We start from the raw sequence: 16,039 nt of genomic DNA, 5'->3' as shown, positions 1-16,039 counted from the left end.
GTGGGTCCACGGGCGCTTTCGTGAGCGGGTTTACCGCTGGGCGACGGCGGTTGGCGGGATGGGCGCGGGGAGCGCGGTCTCGCCTTCCAGGTACTTGTCGACCGCGGCGGCGGCGGCGCGGCCTTCGGCGATGGCCCAGACGATGAGGGACTGGCCGCGGCCCATGTCGCCGGCGACGAAGACGCCGGGGATGTTGGTCGACCAGTTCTTGTCGCGCTGGACGTTGCCGCGGCCGTCGTAGCCGACGCCGAGGTCGGTCAGCAGGCCGGGCTTCTGCGGGCCGACGAAGCCCATGGCCAGCAGGACCAGGTCGGCTTCGAGGGTGAAGTCGGTGCCTTCGACCTTCTCGAAGCGGCCGTTGGCCATCTTGACCTCGTGCGCCTCCAGACCGGTGACCTTGCCGTCCTTGCCGACGAAACGCTCGGTGTTCACGGAGAACACGCGCTCGCCGCCCTCTTCGTGCGCCGAGGAGACCCGGTACACGAGGGGGTAGGTCGGCCACGGGGTGGAGCCCGCGCGCTCCTCCGGGGGACGGGGCATGATCTCGAACTGGTGGACCGACTCGGCGCCGTGGCGGTGCGAGGTGCCCAGGCAGTCGGCGCCGGTGTCGCCACCGCCGATGATGACGACCTTCTTGCCCTTGGCGTGGATCGGCGGCAGGCCGTTCTCGTCGAGGACGTCGTCACCGAGCTGGGCGCGGTTGGCCCAGGGCAGGAACTCCATCGCCTGGTGGATGCCGTCGAGCTCGCGGCCGGGGATCGGCAGGTCGCGGGCGATGGTCGCGCCACCGGCGAGGACCACCGCGTCGTACTGCTCGCGCAGCTGCTCGGCGGTGATGTCGACGCCGACGTTCACGCTGGTCTTGAAGATGGTGCCCTCGGCCTCCATCTGCGCCAGGCGACGGTCGATGACCGACTTCTCCATCTTGAATTCCGGGATGCCGTAGCGCATCAGGCCGCCGATGCGGTCCTCGCGCTCGAACACGGTCACGGTGTGACCGGCCCGGGTGAGCTGCTGGGCGGCGGCCAGACCGGCCGGGCCCGAACCCACGACGGCGATCTTCTTGCCGGTCAGGCGGGTGGGGTACACCGGGGTGACCCAGCCCTCGTCGAAGGCGTTCTCGACGAGCTCGACCTCGACCTGCTTGATGGTGACCGGCTGCTGGTTGATGCCCAGCACGCAGGACGCCTCACACGGCGCGGGGCACAGCCGGCCGGTGAACTCCGGGAAGTTGTTGGTGGCGTGCAGACGGTCGATGCCCTCGCGCCACGCGCCCTTGTACACCAGGTCGTTCCACTCGGGAATCAGGTTCCCCAGCGGACAGCCGTTGTGACAGAAGGGGATACCGCAGTCCATGCAGCGGCTGGCCTGCTTCTGCAAGGTCTCGTGCGAGAACTTGTCCTCGTAGACCTCTTTCCAGTCCAGCAGGCGCAGTTCGACGGGGCGGCGGGTCGGCAGTTCCCGCGAGGTGTTCTTCAAAAAGCCTTGTGGGTCAGCCACGAGCCGCCTCCATGATCGCTGCGTCGACATCCTTGCCGCTCTTCTCGGCTTCGGAGATGGCGAGCAAAACCTTCTTGTATTCGCGAGGCATGACCTTCACGAAGTGGTTCACCTGCTGGGACCAGTCGCTCAGGATGCGTTCGGCCACAGCCGAACCCGTCTCGTCGCGGTGGGTCGCGATGATGTCGCGCAGCCAGGTGAAGTCGTCACCGGAGAGCTGCTCGATCGCGTCGGCCTGATCCGGGTTGACCCGCTGCGCGAGCGTGCCCTCCGGGTCGTAGACGAACGCCACACCACCGGACATACCGGCGCCGAGGTTGCGGCCGGTGCCACCGAGGATGACCACCCGGCCACCGGTCATGTACTCGAGCGCGTGGTCGCCCACACCCTCGACGACCGCGGTGGCACCGGAGTTGCGCACACCGAAGCGCTCGCCCGCGACACCGTTGATCAGGATGCGGCCGCTGGTGGCGCCGAACATGATCACGTTGCCCGCGATGATGTTGTTCTCGGCGACGAATCCCTTCGGCGCGTTGATCGCCGGGCGCACCACGATGTGGCCACCGGACAGACCCTTGCCGACGTAGTCGTTGGCATCACCGTGCACGCGCAGCGTGATACCGGCCGGGACGAACGCGCCGAAGCTGTTGCCCGCCGAACCGGTGAAGGTGATGTCGATGGTGTCGTCGGGCAGGCCCGCGCCACCGTAGAGCTTGGTCACCTCGTGGCCGAGCATGGTGCCGACCGTGCGGTTGACGTTGGTGATCTTGGTTTCGATCTTCACCGCCTGACCGCGCTCGAGCGCGTCGGCGCTCTTGGCGATCAGCTCGTTGTCCAGCGCCTTGTCCAGACCGTGGTCCTGGGTGCCGGTGCAGCGGGTGTCCTGGTTCATGAACGCCGTCTCCGGCATGTCCAGGATCGGCGACAGGTCCAGCTTGGCGGCCTTGAAGTGCTGCTTGGCCTTGGCGGTGTCGAGCAGGTCGACCCGGCCGACGGCCTCGTCGAGGGTGCGGAAGCCCAGTTCGGCGAGCAGCTCACGCACCTCCTCGGCGATGAACAGCATGAAGTTCTCGACGAACTCGGCCTTGCCGGTGAACCGCTCGCGCAGCACCGGGTTCTGGGTGGCGATGCCGACCGGACAGGTGTCGAGGTGGCACACGCGCATCATGATGCAGCCCGAGACCACCAGCGGAGCGGTCGCGAAACCGAACTCCTCGGCACCGAGCAGCGCGGCGATCATCACGTCGCGGCCGGTCTTCATCTGACCGTCGACCTGGACGACGATGCGGTCGCGCAGGCCGTTGAGCAGCAGGGTCTGCTGGGTCTCGGCCAGGCCGAGCTCCCAGGGGCCACCCGCGTGCTTGAGCGAGGTCAGCGGCGAGGCGCCGGTGCCGCCGTCGTGGCCCGAGATGAGCACGACGTCGGCGTGCGCCTTCGAGACACCGGTGGCGACCGTGCCGACACCCGGCTCCGCGACAAGTTTCACGTGAATCCGAGCCTGCGGGTTCGCGTTCTTCAGGTCGTGGATCAGCTGGGCCAGATCCTCGATCGAGTAGATGTCGTGGTGCGGGGGCGGGGAGATCAGGCCGACGCCCGGCGTGGAGTGCCGCACCTCGGCGACCCACGGGTACACCTTGTGCGCGGGCAGCTGGCCGCCCTCGCCCGGCTTGGCGCCCTGGGCCATCTTGATCTGGATGTCGGTGGCGTTGGTCAGGTAGTGCGCGGTGACGCCGAAGCGACCCGAGGCCACCTGCTTGATCGCCGAACGACGCCAGTCGCCGTTCTCCTCGACCTCGAAGCGAGCGGGGCTCTCGCCGCCCTCACCGGAGTTCGAGCGGGCGCCGAGACGGTTCATCGCGACCGCGAGGGTCTCGTGCGCCTCGGCCGAGATGGAGCCGTAGCTCATCGCGCCGGTGGAGAAGCGCTTGACGATCTCGCTCGCGGGCTCGACCTGGTCGATCGAGATGGGCGCGCGCTGGCCCTTCTTGAACTTGAACAGGCCACGCAGCGCGGCCAGGCGCTCGGACTGATCGTCGACCAGCTTGGTGTACTCCTTGAAGATCGAGTACTGACCGGTGCGGGTCGCGTGCTGCAGCTTGAACACGGTGTCGGGGTTGAACAGGTGGTACTCGCCCTCGCGACGCCACTGGTACTCACCGCCGACCTCGAGCTCGCGGTGCGCGCGCTCGTTGCGGTTCTCCAGGTACGCGGTGGTGTGGCGGATGGCCACCTCTTCGGCGATCTCGTCCAGGCCGATGCCGCCCAGCGGGGAGCGCAGGCCGGTGAAGTACTCGTCGACGAGGTCCTGGGCCAGGCCGATGACCTGGTACAGCTGGGCGCCGTTGTAGGAGGCGAGGGTGGAGATGCCCATCTTCGACATCACCTTGAGCACGCCGTTGCTGGCCGCGGTGCAGTAGTTCGCGACGGCCTTGCGGAAATCGGCGGCCAGGTCACCGGTGGAACCGGGGATCTGCAGCGAACCGCGCTCGAGCATGTCCTCGATCGACTCGAAGGCCATGTACGGGTTGATCGCGGCCGCGCCGAAGCCGACCAGCGCCGCCATGTGGTGCACCTCGCGGGCGTCACCGGCCTCCACGACCAGGCCGACCATGGTGCGGGTGCGCTCGCGCACCAGGTGGTGGTGCACCGAGGAGGTCAGCAGCAGCGACGGGATCGGCGCCAGCTTCTCGTTGGACTCGCGGTCGGACAGCACGATGATGCGCGCGCCGCCGTCGATCGCGGCCGAGACCTGGATGTTGATGGCCTCCAGCGCCTTGCGCAGGCCTTTGCCACCCTTCTTCACCGGGTACAGGCCGCGCACGACCACCGAGCGCAGGCCCGGCTGGCTGCCGTCGTCGTTGATGTGCACGAGCTTGGCCAGCTCGTCGTTGTCCAGGATCGGCTGCTCGAGCGCGATCTGCTGGCACGACTCGGGGCCGGGGTGCAGCAGGTCGGCCTCGGGGCCGAGGTTGCGCTTGAGGCTGGTGACGACCTTCTCCCGGATGGCGTCCAGCGGCGGGTTGGTGACCTGCGCGAACAGCTGGGAGAAGTAGTCGAACAGCAGGCGCGAGCGGTTCGACAGCACCGCGATCGGGGTGTCGGTACCCATCGAGCCCAGTGCCTCGCCGCCGGTCTTGGCCATCGGCGAGATGAGCAGGTTCAGGTCCTCGGTGGTGTAGCCGAAGATCTGCTGCCGGATCAGCACGCGGTCGTGCGACATGTGCACGTGCGGGCGGTCGGGCAGGTCGGCCATGCGGCTCACGCCGGCGTCGAGCCACTGCTGGTACGGCTGCGCGGCGGCCAGCTCGCCCTTGATCTCGGAGTCGGTGAGGATGCGGCCCTGCTCGGTGTCGACCAGGAACATCTTGCCCGGCTGCAGGCGGATCTTCTGGACCACGGTGGCCGGGTCGATGTCGAGCACGCCGACCTCGGAGGCGAGCACGACCAGGCCGTCCTCGGTGACCCAGATCCGGCCGGGGCGCAGGCCGTTGCGGTCGAGCACGGCGCCGATCTTGGTGCCGTCGGTGAAGCAGACCGCGGCGGGTCCGTCCCAGGGCTCCATCAGCATCGAGTGGTACTCGTAGAACGCCCGCAGCTGCGGGTCCATGCTCTCGTTGCGTTCCCAGGCCTCGGGAATCATCATCAGGATCGCGTGGTGCAAGTCACGGCCGCCGAGGTGCAGGAGCTCGAGTACCTCGTCGAAGCGCGCGGTATCACTTGCACCCGGCGTACAGACGGGGAAGATCTTCTCGAGCCGGTTCTTGCCCGCCTCGTCCTTGCCGAACACGTCCGAGCGCAGCAGCGCCTCCCGCGCGCGCATCCAGTTCTCGTTGCCGGTGACGGTGTTGATCTCACCGTTGTGGGCGACCCGGCGGAACGGGTGCGCCAGCGGCCACGAGGGGAAGGTGTTGGTGGAGAAGCGCGAGTGCACGATGCCAAGCGCCGACTCGACGCGGTCGTCCTGCAGGTCGAGGTAGAACGCGCGCAGCTGCGGCGTGGTGAACATGCCCTTGTAGATGAAGGTCTCGCCGGACAGGCTCGGGAAGTACACCGATTCCTTGCCGACGGTGCCCTCGCCGGGACCGGACTTGCCGAGCTCGTGCTCGATCCGCTTGCGGATCACGTAGGCGCGACGCTCGAGCGCCATACCCGAGAGCTGCTCGGTGGCGTTCTTCGGCGAGGCGATGAAGATCTGGCGGAAGGTCGGCATGGCGTCGCGGGCCAGCGCGCCGAGCGAGGACTCGTCGATCGGCACCTCGCGCCAGCCGAGCACGGCCAGGCCCTCTTCGGTGACGATCTTCTCGACGCCGTAGGCGGCGCGGGCGGCCTCACGACGGGCCTGCGGCAGGAAGGCGATACCGGTGGCGTAGGCGCCCGCGGCGGGCAACTCGAAGGGGGCAGCGCTCTCCGCGATCGCGGCACGGAAGAACCGGTCGGGGAGCTGGATGAGGATGCCCGCGCCGTCACCGGAGTTCGGCTCGGCACCCGCGGCACCACGGTGCTCCAGGTTCAGCAGGGCCGTGATGGCCTTGTCGACGATGTCTCGACTGCGTCGTCCGTGCATGTCGGCGACGAACGCGACGCCGCAGGCGTCGTGCTCGTATGCCGGATCGTAGAGCCCGGTGACACCGGGTGACCTGTGGCCAGGAAGTTGCGTCATGCCTCTGCCTTCAAGAAAGTCGGCTGTCGATGAGATCTCACCGCCCAGTGCTGAGCGAGGGCCCTTCGTCGTTTCGCCTCCGTCAAGACTGCGTCCGTACGATCCGAAACCAGCTGCGATGGTGGTTTGCGGCGTGCAGTCACGTCTCCAGTTGTCCACCCGCTTCGTTGACGTAGTGGGGTGCTCGGAGGTAACGGAACGCTTACGTGTTCCTTACCTCCGCGCGGGTTTCACCCGCTACTCTTGGCCCGGTTTCACCGGACCCCGAACAGGTGGTTGTGCCGAACAGGGGTGTGCTCGGCGTAAGAGCAAACGATAAGTCAGACCGCTGGCCCAACCAACTAAGGTTGTGCTAATAACCTTGTCTAGCTGGGGTTTGTAGCGGCCGCTCACTTCGTCGCGCGCGTCGTCCAGTGTAAAGCAGAGCGGGTCGCGGATCGATCCCGAACAACCCACGCCGACCTGCGGTAACACGGTGGACGAGCAGGCCGGAAACAACCGTCGGCACCGGGCCGAAAGTTGAACTCACCTGCACCGCAGCAGGTTTCCCCGGCAAAGCCCTGGTCAAACCTGTTGAGCCCGCTAACGGCGGATGTGAACGATGAGATTTTCCCGACAGCGGCCCCGACGAGCCATGGCAGTCAGCCGACCGTACGGTCTGTACTGCTTTCTGTGCGCTACAGCACACGCGTAGTTAACTTTTCGGCAGTGGTTTTGGCCACAGAATCGCCTTCGCGGTCGCTCAGGGAAGGCTCGCCGGGAACGACACGCCGAGTTTCCGGCGCGATCGGGCCTCGGCGTCGTCACCCGCGCGATATCGGCGCCGATCGATTGTGAGGCTGACCACAAGTGCTACCTCGCTACTCGGTGTGTCGGCGCCGGGCCTGTCACGCTGACACAACGAATCCATGACAGTTTCGCCTGCCGAGTGGAGCTCGAGACCCGGGGAGAACCTATGACCGGCACACTCGCCTGGCTCGGTGGCGGCCTCGCCGCACCCTGGCACCGGGATCCCGGCACGGGCGCCGAGCCTGCCGAGCATCAGGAACGCGCCGGATACGCCGTCACCGGCGCCGCCGTGCTGCTGTTCGCCGTCATCGCGGGCATCGTCACCGCGGCCGCGCTGCTGGCCGCCGACGGTATCGGCGCGGTGGTCGTCGTCGTCCTCGCCCTGCTCGTCGCGGTGGTCGCGGGCGCGCTCGGCCGGGCGCTGGCCACCACCCGGCCCGGTGCGGGTGGGCGCGACAGCGACCCGGCCGCGGTCCGGCGCGATCGGCTCGGCGCGGCGGCCAAGATCGGGGTCGGCGTGCTGGCCGGGGTGTTCGTGGCCGAACTCGCCGCCACCGTCGTGCTCGGCGGGACCGTGGACCGGGAGCTCGATGTGCGCGCACAGGCGGGCGCCGAGAACGCTCCCGGCGTCGTCGCGGCCCGCACCGAATACGACCTGGCCGTCGCCGACCGCGCGGCCCTGGACGCGAGCATCACCAAAGCGCAGGGCGACATCGACACCGCGCTGGTGATCGCGCGCTGCGAGTACAACCCGACACCGGAGTGCCCGCAGACCCGGATCACCGGCGTCCCGGGCCGCGGTCCGGAATCCCAGACCGCCAACGACATGCTCGACGACGCCCGCGCTCAGCTCGCCACCGCGCAGTCGCGCACCGCCGAGCTCGACCAGCGGGTGCGCACCGAGACCGCCGAGCTCGCCACCGCCCGCGCGAGCGCCTTCGCCGAGGGCGACCGCGGCCTGGGCGCGCGCTGGCTGGCCATGAACAGCTACACCGGCTCGCACGCGGGCGCGGCGGCCCTGCGCCTGCTGATCCTCGCCGCCGGAATCGTGCTGGCCCTGCTCCCGCTGCTGCTGCGGTGGTGGCGCGGGGAGACCTCGCTCGATCGCACGGTCGAGGCGGCCGAGCTGGCCGACCGGGCCCAGCGCGAGGCCGACGCCGCGATCGCGGTGAAGCGCGCCGAGGTGCGGACCGAGACGGCCACGCTGCGCGCCGAGCACGAGCTCACCGCCGCGCGACTGGCCATCGAAGCCGATACCGTGATCGATCGAGAACGTCAGCGCACCAGGATCATCGCCGCGATCGGCGGCTTCGAGCTCGGGGTCACCGAGCCCCATCGAAAGGACGACTCCGTGGCTCTGGAGCCGAACGTGACACCGCAGCTGCCCGCGGGCTACCTGCCCAACGCGCTGCCGCAGGGAGCGCAGGCGGGTGCCCTCGTCCCCGCGCCGCAGGTGGCCGCCCCCACGGCGCCCGCGCCGAACACCGGCGGTGGGCTGGAGCTGCCGATCATCGGCACGGTGCCGTTCACCGACACCGCGGCCCGCTGGATCCGCCCGCTGGTCCCCTCCTTCGTCGCCAACGCGATCGATTCGGCGACCCACCCGCTGCGCACCGCGCGCCAGGCCTTCGAAGAGGTCGAGGAGGTGACCTTCACCCTGCGCCGCAGTCGCAAGGTCACCGTCGACACCCAGGATTCCGCTGCCCCGCAACAGGTCCCCGGCGGCTATCAACTCCCGCCCGGCTACCCCGCCGGATACCAGCTGCCCCCCGGCGCACCCCAGACCGATCCCTATGCGGCCCAGTACAACCCGTACGCCCAGCAGATCGCCTCGACGGTCGTCGACGCCCCCAACACCCGCTACCACCCGGACCCCCGCCAGTACGGCTACCCGTCCCACACCGCCCTCCCGGCGGGCTCGAACGCCCCACTCCCCCAGGCGGATCAGCACTCCGAACTGCCCGGCCGCGGCACCTCCGAACTCCCCGGCCACCGCGGACCCCGCGAACTCCCGCCCTCGCGCTGAGCCCGCGGGCGACCGTGATCGCCCGCGAGTTCGCGAGCCGTCCGCTGAGTCACCGCCAGCTGCGAGATGCGGACACACCGAGACCGGGCTGAGCCGGGAACGCGCGAATCCACATACCTCGCGATCGAGCCGAGGTGGATCGCGCCGTCCGCGTCACGCCGGTTCTCGGCCGCTGGGAGCGTTGTCCTGATCGTGTGCACGGGGCGCCCGGGTCGAAAGACCTGGGCGCCCCGTGGCTTCTCAGTCGCGCGGTGTCTTCGTGCGGATCGCTGTGATCGCGGCGAAGAGCAGGACCGCGACCATGCCGAGGACGGTCAGGTGGATGCCGGAGACGAACGCCTCGTGGACGGACGACAGGAAGTCGCCGGCCGTTGACGGAGGTAGTGCGTCGGCGGCGTCGACCGCGCTGCTGAGCGAGTCCGAGGCGGACGCGGTCATTCCGGCGGGCAGGTCGAGCCCGCGGCGGAACACGGCCATCACGGTGCTGCCGAGTACGGCGACGCCGAGGGCGAGGCCGACCTCGTAGGCGGTTTCCGAGATGGCCGCGGCGGCACCGGCGCGTTCCTCGGGCGCCGAACCGACGACCAGGTCGGCCGATACGGTCATCGCCACGCCCGCGCCCAAACCGATCCCGGTGAAGCCGAGCACGAATGCCCCGGCACCGGTGCTCGCGTCGACGGCGAAGAAGGCCGCCGAGCCGAGGGCGGCGATGGCGAGCGCGCCGCCGAGCACCACGACCGGCCGCCAGCGGCGCACCAGCAGCGCCGCCGCCAGTGAACCGACCACGCTGGCCACCAGGCCGGGCACCATCAGCAGGCCCGCGTCCAGCGGCGAGCGGCCGAGCACCAATTGCAGGTACTGCGAGCCGAAGAACAGCACGCCGGCCAGGGCGAACACCGCGAGCATGTTGGTGAGCACGGCCACCCGGAACCGCGGCAGCGCGAACAACCGCAGGTCGAGCATCGGGTCGGCGAGGCGCCGCTGCCTGCGCACGAATGCCACACCGGCGCCGATGCCGAACAGGCCGATCACCAGCACGCCGAGGTCGAGGCCGTGCGCGGCGGTCTCCTTGATCGCATAGACCACCGGAACCAGCGCCAGCATGGCGAGCACGGCGCTGAACGCGTCGAACCGGCCGGGATTCGGGTCACGCGATTCCGGGATGAGCACCGGTGCGAGCACCAGCAGCCCCGCCATGACGGGCAGGTTCACCAGGAACACCGAACCCCACCAGAAGTGCTCGAGCAGCCAGCCGCCCACCAGCGGACCAGCGGCGGCGCCACCGCCCGCCATCGCGCTCCACACGCCGATGGCCACGGTGCGCTGGCGCGCGTCCTGGAACATCGAGCGGATCAGGCCGAGGGTGGCCGGCATCAGGGTGGCGCCCGCGATGCCCTGGAGCACGCGCGCGGCGATCAGCATCTCCGGCGAGACGGCCCACGCGGCCACGGCCGAGGCGAGGCCGAAGCCCGCGGCGCCGATCAGCAGCAGTTTCCGGCGGCCGATGCGGTCGCCGAGATTGCCCATCACCACGAGCAGCCCGGCGAGCACGAACGAGTAGACGTCGATGATCCAGAGCAGCTGCGGGGTGGTGGGCGCCAGATCGGCGCTGATCGCGGGCACCGCGAGGTCGAGCACGGTGGCGTCGACCGCGAGCAGCAGCAGGGCGAGGGCGAGTACGGCCAGGCCTGCCCAGTCGCGTGCGGTGGCGCGCGGTGGGGCGACCCCATGGTCGGGGGTGATGACTGGGGTGTTCATCGGAATTCTCGACTTCCGTCGGGTAGTTGGTAAACCGTCCAGACGGTACAGTAGCAAACCTACCGTCCGGACGGTACAGTGATTCGCTGTGGCAGCTGACACTCGCGATCGCATCCTCGACGCCATGGAGACCCTGCTGCTCGAACGTGGCGCGTCCCAGCTCACGCTCGAGAACGTCGCGGCCGCGGCCGGCGTCTCCAAGGGCGGACTGCTCTATCACTTCAAGAGCAAGGACGCGATGCTCGCCGGCCTCGTCCACCGTCTCGGTGAACGCGCCCGCACCCATCTCGCGGCCGCGAAGGCCGACGGCGCCTCGACCGCCGAGTGGTACCTGCAAACCCCCGACCCCACCGAACCGGCCGACGCGATCGAACTGACGCTCTACCGCTCCATGCTGGCCACCATGCGCACCATCGACGCCTCGACCGCCAACTCCCCCGACGAGATCCAGCAGGCCCTCGGCGACGTGCTCACCTCCTGGTCGGACAATCTCGACCTCGAGATCGACGACCCGGTCCGCGCCGATACGATCCGCCTGGTCGGCGACGGCGTGTACCTGCGCGCGCTGCTCGGCCTGCCGCCGCTCGATCCCGACCGCTATCGCGAGGTCGTCGACCGGCTGCTCGAGCGCTGACCCACTGATTCAGTGGACATCCGTACTCCGAACCCACACCGCGCCGACCCGCCCGGCAACACCGCTTTCGCACACCCGAAAATGCGTCACGGTCTGGTGATATAGCACAATCCGCCGGTCTGTGACCTGGACAATAGATTGCCGCTGGGTCACCGGATCGGTTTACAGTTCGAGGGTGATCCACAGCGACGTACGGACCGGCTCGACCGGATCAGCGCCGTGGGGCTCCCCACTCCTCGGACCCGCCGACGAGAAGTCGACGATCCGGCGTGTGCGGGTGCAGTTGCTGCTGACCCTCCCGCTGCTCATCGCGAACCTGATCGGCATCGCGATGACCATCGTCCTCGCCGGTTTCGTGCTGCCTGGTCCCACCGTGTTCACCAGGGACCTGCTGCTGATCAACGCCGTCTTCACGCCGCTGTGCGCGCTCGCCGCGCTGGCCGTCGGCACGGTGTGGGGAACCGTCGCCGGGCTGCGCACGATGCGCTGGGCGACCGATCCCGACCATGTCCCGAACGCGGCCGAGCAGCGCGTCACCGCCTCGGCGCCGCGCTGGATGGTGTTGCAGCAGGCGGCACTGTGGTCGCTGGCGCTGGGCGTGCTCACCATCGTCTACGGGGTGGTCGAGCCGGCGCTGATCCCCAAGATCTTCCTCTCGATCGGCGCCGCGGCGATCGTCGTGTGCGCCAACAGCTACCTGATCGTGGAATTCGCGCTGCGCCCGGTGACCGCGCGCGTGTTGCAGGCGAACCCGCAGCGCCGCCGCGGGATCGGCGTGTTCGGCCGGACCATGCTGTCGTGGCTGGTCGGGGTCGGCGTGCCGGTGGCCTTGGCGATGACGGTCGCGGTGTGGGCGCTGGCCGATCCCGCGGTGAGCAAGGCCAGGCTCGCGGTGTGCGTGCTCAGCCTCGGCGGTGCGGCCTTGCTGTTCGGGATGCTGCTGATGGCGCAGGTCTCCGCGGCGACGGTGGCGCCGATCAAGGGCGTGCGCCAGGCGCTGCGCCGGGTCGAGAACGGCGACCTCAGCGCCGAGATCACCCTCTACGACGGGACCGAGCTCGGCGAACTGCAGAGCGGCTTCAACGGCATGGTGCACGGCCTGCGCGAGCGGGCCATGATCGAGGACCTGTTCGGCAAGCACGTCGGCCACGATGTGGCGATGGCGGCCATCGCCTCCCAGCCGGTGCTCGGCGGCTCCGAGACCGAGGCCGCCGCCCTGTTCATCGACATCATCGGCTCGACCACGATGGCGGCGACGCTGCCCGCCCCCGAGATCGTCGGCATCCTCAACCGGTTCTTCGACATCGTCGTCGACGAGGTGGAGCGGCACGGCGGCCTGCTCAACAAGTTCGAGGGCGACGCGGCGCTGGCCGTGTTCGGCACCCCGGCCCCGCTCGACGACGCGGCGGGTTCGGCGCTGTCGTGCGGGCGGGCGATCCAGCGCAGGCTGCGCGGGGCCTCCGACCTGGACGCGGGCATCGGTGTGGCCGCGGGGCGGGTCGTCGCGGGCAATGTCGGCACGCACAATCGCTACGAGTTCACCGTCATCGGTGACGCGGTGAACGAGGCGGCCCGGCTGTGCGAGCTGTCGAAGGCACACGACGAGCGGCTGCTCAGTTCGGCGACCACCCTGGCCGGCGCCGCCGACACCGAGACCGCGCACTGGGTGCTCGGGGAGACCGTCACCTTGCGCGGCCGATTGAAGCAGACCCAGCTGGCCAAGCCCCGCGTCGACGATCAATCGGGCACTTCGGACGGCATTGGTTAGACTCGGCCGCGTGCGTCCCGCCGTCGAAGCGGACGGCGCCGTCGGGGCGGGAGTCGATCCGGCACGAGCGCCGACGGTCCCGATCCGGCCCCTGCGTTTCCGCGAATTGCTCGACGAGCCGTTCGCCCTGATCCAGGCCCATATCCGGGCCCTGGCCGCCCTCGGCGCGAGCGTGCTCGTCCTGGCCGTGGCCGTGGTACTCGCGGTGACCGGCGTGGTCTCCCATCTCACCGACGGTTCCGACGCGGGCACCGCGTGGGCGGTGGTCCTGGCGACGGCGGTGTGCCTGTGGTCGTCGCGGCTGGTGCTGCGAGGCGCGACGGTCGCGCTGACGCTGGCCGACTTCGGCGGCGTCACCTACGGTGCGGGCGCCGCGCTGCGGCGGGCGGCGAAACACGCGGGGCCGCTGCTGCTCGCGCAGGTCATGTTCTCGCTCACCGGGATCGGCGTGCTGGTGATCGGCAGCCTGCTGATCATCACCTATCCGCTCGCGCTGATCTGGCTGGCGCATGTGCGGGCGCGCCGGTTCGTCACCGAGCCGGTGATCATCGGCGAGCACGCGGGATTCGGTGCGGCCGTTGCCCGTTCCAAGCATCTCGTGTTCGGCGCGGACTGGACCATCGGCGGGCTGTGGCTCACCCAGCGGCTGATCTTCGCGGTGCTCGCGGTGCCGCTGTTCGGGATTCCGTTCTATCTGTCGGACTTCTCCGGCACGCACCGATGGGCGGTGATCACCCTGCTGGTCAGTGGGCTGCTGCTGGTGGTGACGGTCAGCGAGATCGTCGAGGCCGCCAGCCGGGCCGTGTGCTACGTCGACCGGCGCTGCGCCCGCGAGGGCATGGACATCCGGGTTCCGGGTGCGAGCCGATGAGCGACAACGACTTCCCCGACCAGCCGAACGGCACCCCACCGCCGCCCCGGCTCGGTGCCGCGGCCGAGCACCGGGCCGCGGCCGAGAACGCCGCGGCCCACCGCGATTACGACCGCGCGCTGCGCGAACGCTTCCGCGCGGTGCTGCGCGCCCTCGAACAGGACGGCAGCCTGCCGGTGCGCCGCTCGCGCACCGCGCAGGAGACCGCCGACGACGCCACCACCGCGCTGCCGCTGGAACAGTCCACCGAATTGCATCCGGCCGCACGCAGTTTCGACGAGGTCGTCTACGGCGGTCGCGCGGCCACCGAGGACGAATACCGCAGGCTCGAATACGCCGACCGGTACTCGCAGTCGGCACCGCCGCCGGTGCCCGATCCGACCGAAGTCGAGATCACCGAGCGCGCGCCGCGGCGGCGCAGGGAACTCCCGCCGCTGCCGGAACTGCTGCGCAGCCCCAAGTTCTGGGCCGCCGTCGCGGGCGGCATCGCCATCGCCCTGCTGCTCTACGCCGCGCTACAGGGCCTGGGCGCGCGGACCGCACCCGACGCGCCCAAGCCGCCGCCGCTGCCCGACAACCCGGACCCGCCCGACAGCGACTTCGATCCCGAATTCGGCGAGGGCAAGGACTCGATCTTCAGCCGCCTGCCCGGCTGGCTGGCCTACGGCGGGCTGATGTTCCTGCTGGCCTTCGCCGCACTGGTGTGGTGGCGCGCGCGCAGGCGCGGGGCGCTGGTCGGCGAACCGCGCCCGGTCGAGGTCGCCGCGAACGAGCTGCTCGCCGGGCAGGCCGGGCTGTACCGCCGCTCCGGTGACGTCGCGCATGTCGCGCGGATCCTGCGCACCGCGACCCTGCGCCGGATCCGGCCGCGCATCGGCGGCGGCGGGCTCACCGACGATCGGCTCGTCACCGCCGCCTCGGCTCGGCTCGGGGTACCGGCCGAGCAGATCGGCACGGTCCTGTTCGGCCCGGTGCCGGACGAGAACACCCTCTATTACGTTGCCGCACACCTCGAATGGATCGAGACGGAGCTCGGATGACCGATACCGCGAAAGACACAGTCCTGCAGAAGACGCCGAGCGCGGCGGAAGCCGGTGCGGCGCTGGCCGCGTTGCGCACCGAGATCGGCAAGGCGGTGGTCGGCAACGACCAGGCCGTGCTGTATCTGGTGCTCGCGCTGCTGTGCCGCGGCCATGTGCTGTTGGAAGGCGTTCCCGGCGTGGCGAAGACGCTGCTGGTGCGCGCGCTGGCCACCTCGCTGGATCTCGACCACGCGCGCGTGCAGTTCACGCCCGACCTGATGCCCGGTGATGTCACCGGATCGCAGATCTACGATCCGCACTCGGCGGAGTTCACCTTCCGGCACGGCCCGGTGTTCACCAACCTGCTGCTGGCCGACGAGATCAACCGCACCCCGCCGAAGACGCAGGCCTCGCTGCTGGAATCGATGGAGGAGCGCCAGGTCTCGGTGGACGGTCAGCCGCGGCCGCTGCCCGATCCGTTCGTCGTCGTCGCGACGCAGAACCCGATCGAGCAGGAGGGCACCTATCCGCTGCCCGAGGCGCAGCTGGACCGGTTCCTGTTCAAGGTCGACATCCTGCTGCCCGACCGCGACGACGAGTTCCGCATCCTGCAGCGCCACGCGAGCGGCTTCGACCCGCGCGATCTCGGCGGCGCCGGGCTGCGGCCGGTCGCCGGGCCCGAGCACATCGCGGCGGCCCGCGCCGCGGTCGCGCAGGTGACGGTGAGCCCGGAGATGCTGGCCTACATCGTCGACCTGTGCCGGGCCACCCGCAGCTCCCCCGCCGTCGCGCACGGCGCGTCCACCCGCGGCGCGACGGCGCTGCTGGCCGCCGCCCGCGCCTTCGCTTGGCTCAACGGCCGCACGTATGTGACGCCCGACGACGTGAAAACCGTTGCGGTGGCGGTGCTCCGGCACCGGCTGCAGTTGCGGCCGGAAGCCGAGCTGGACGGGGTCAGCACCGAGGGCGTGCTCTCGTCGCTGCTGGTCTCGGTGCCGGTTCCGGTCTAGC

General features: G+C 69.9%; 9 protein-coding genes. 6 read left to right on the top strand and 3 right to left on the bottom strand.

Annotation, left to right across the window (positions count from 1 at the left end):
- Positions 1–30 precede the first annotated feature (30 nt).
- Positions 31–1,500, bottom strand: a complete 1,470-nt coding sequence (locus ACFVVM_RS21690) for a glutamate synthase subunit beta (RefSeq protein WP_387621077.1) — start codon at positions 1,498–1,500, stop codon at positions 31–33.
- Positions 1,493–6,160: a glutamate synthase large subunit gene (gene gltB / locus ACFVVM_RS21685; protein ID WP_387621074.1), complete on the bottom strand. Its 4,668-nt coding sequence runs from the start codon at positions 6,158–6,160 to the stop codon at positions 1,493–1,495. Before gltB ends, ACFVVM_RS21690 begins: the two co-directional genes overlap by 8 nt.
- 955 nt (positions 6,161–7,115) lie before the next feature.
- Here gltB and ACFVVM_RS21680 point away from each other — a divergent pair.
- Positions 7,116–8,975, top strand: a complete 1,860-nt coding sequence (locus ACFVVM_RS21680; protein WP_387621071.1) for a DUF4407 domain-containing protein — start codon at positions 7,116–7,118, stop codon at positions 8,973–8,975.
- 240 nt (positions 8,976–9,215) lie between these two features.
- Here ACFVVM_RS21680 and ACFVVM_RS21675 read toward each other — a convergent pair whose 3' ends face one another.
- The gene (locus ACFVVM_RS21675; protein ID WP_387621068.1) at positions 9,216–10,733 is read right to left on the bottom strand and encodes an MFS transporter; all 1,518 of its coding nucleotides are present in this window, start codon (positions 10,731–10,733) and stop codon (positions 9,216–9,218) included.
- 88 nt (positions 10,734–10,821) lie between these two features.
- Here ACFVVM_RS21675 and ACFVVM_RS21670 point away from each other — a divergent pair, with 88 nt between their 5' ends.
- From ACFVVM_RS21670 to ACFVVM_RS21650, 5 genes are all read left to right on the top strand, one after another.
- Complete coding sequence (locus tag ACFVVM_RS21670) at positions 10,822–11,367, top strand: TetR/AcrR family transcriptional regulator (RefSeq protein WP_387621065.1); 546 nt, start codon at positions 10,822–10,824, stop codon at positions 11,365–11,367.
- A gap of 175 nt (positions 11,368–11,542) precedes the next feature.
- Entirely contained in the window at positions 11,543–13,135 is a 1,593-nt protein-coding gene (locus tag ACFVVM_RS21665; RefSeq protein ID WP_387621062.1) for an adenylate/guanylate cyclase domain-containing protein, read from the top strand.
- 10 nt (positions 13,136–13,145) lie between these two features.
- Positions 13,146–14,006 (top strand): hypothetical protein, encoded by an 861-nt coding sequence (locus ACFVVM_RS21660; protein ID WP_387621060.1) that lies wholly within the window; start codon positions 13,146–13,148, stop codon positions 14,004–14,006.
- The gene (locus ACFVVM_RS21655) at positions 14,003–15,046 is read left to right on the top strand and encodes a DUF4129 domain-containing protein (protein WP_387621058.1); all 1,044 of its coding nucleotides are present in this window, start codon (positions 14,003–14,005) and stop codon (positions 15,044–15,046) included. The genes ACFVVM_RS21660 and ACFVVM_RS21655 overlap by 4 nt, the downstream gene beginning before the upstream one ends.
- Complete coding sequence (locus ACFVVM_RS21650) at positions 15,043–16,038, top strand: AAA family ATPase (RefSeq protein ID WP_387621056.1); 996 nt, start codon at positions 15,043–15,045, stop codon at positions 16,036–16,038. Before ACFVVM_RS21655 ends, ACFVVM_RS21650 begins: the two co-directional genes overlap by 4 nt.
- The last annotated feature ends 1 nt before the right edge of the window (position 16,039 follow it).

Source organism: Nocardia sp. NPDC058176, from assembly GCF_042883805.1.
GTDB lineage: Bacteria > Actinomycetota > Actinomycetes > Mycobacteriales > Mycobacteriaceae > Nocardia.
The sequence above is the reverse complement of the archived record's forward strand: the minus strand, read 5'-3'. Positions and strand labels throughout refer to the sequence as shown.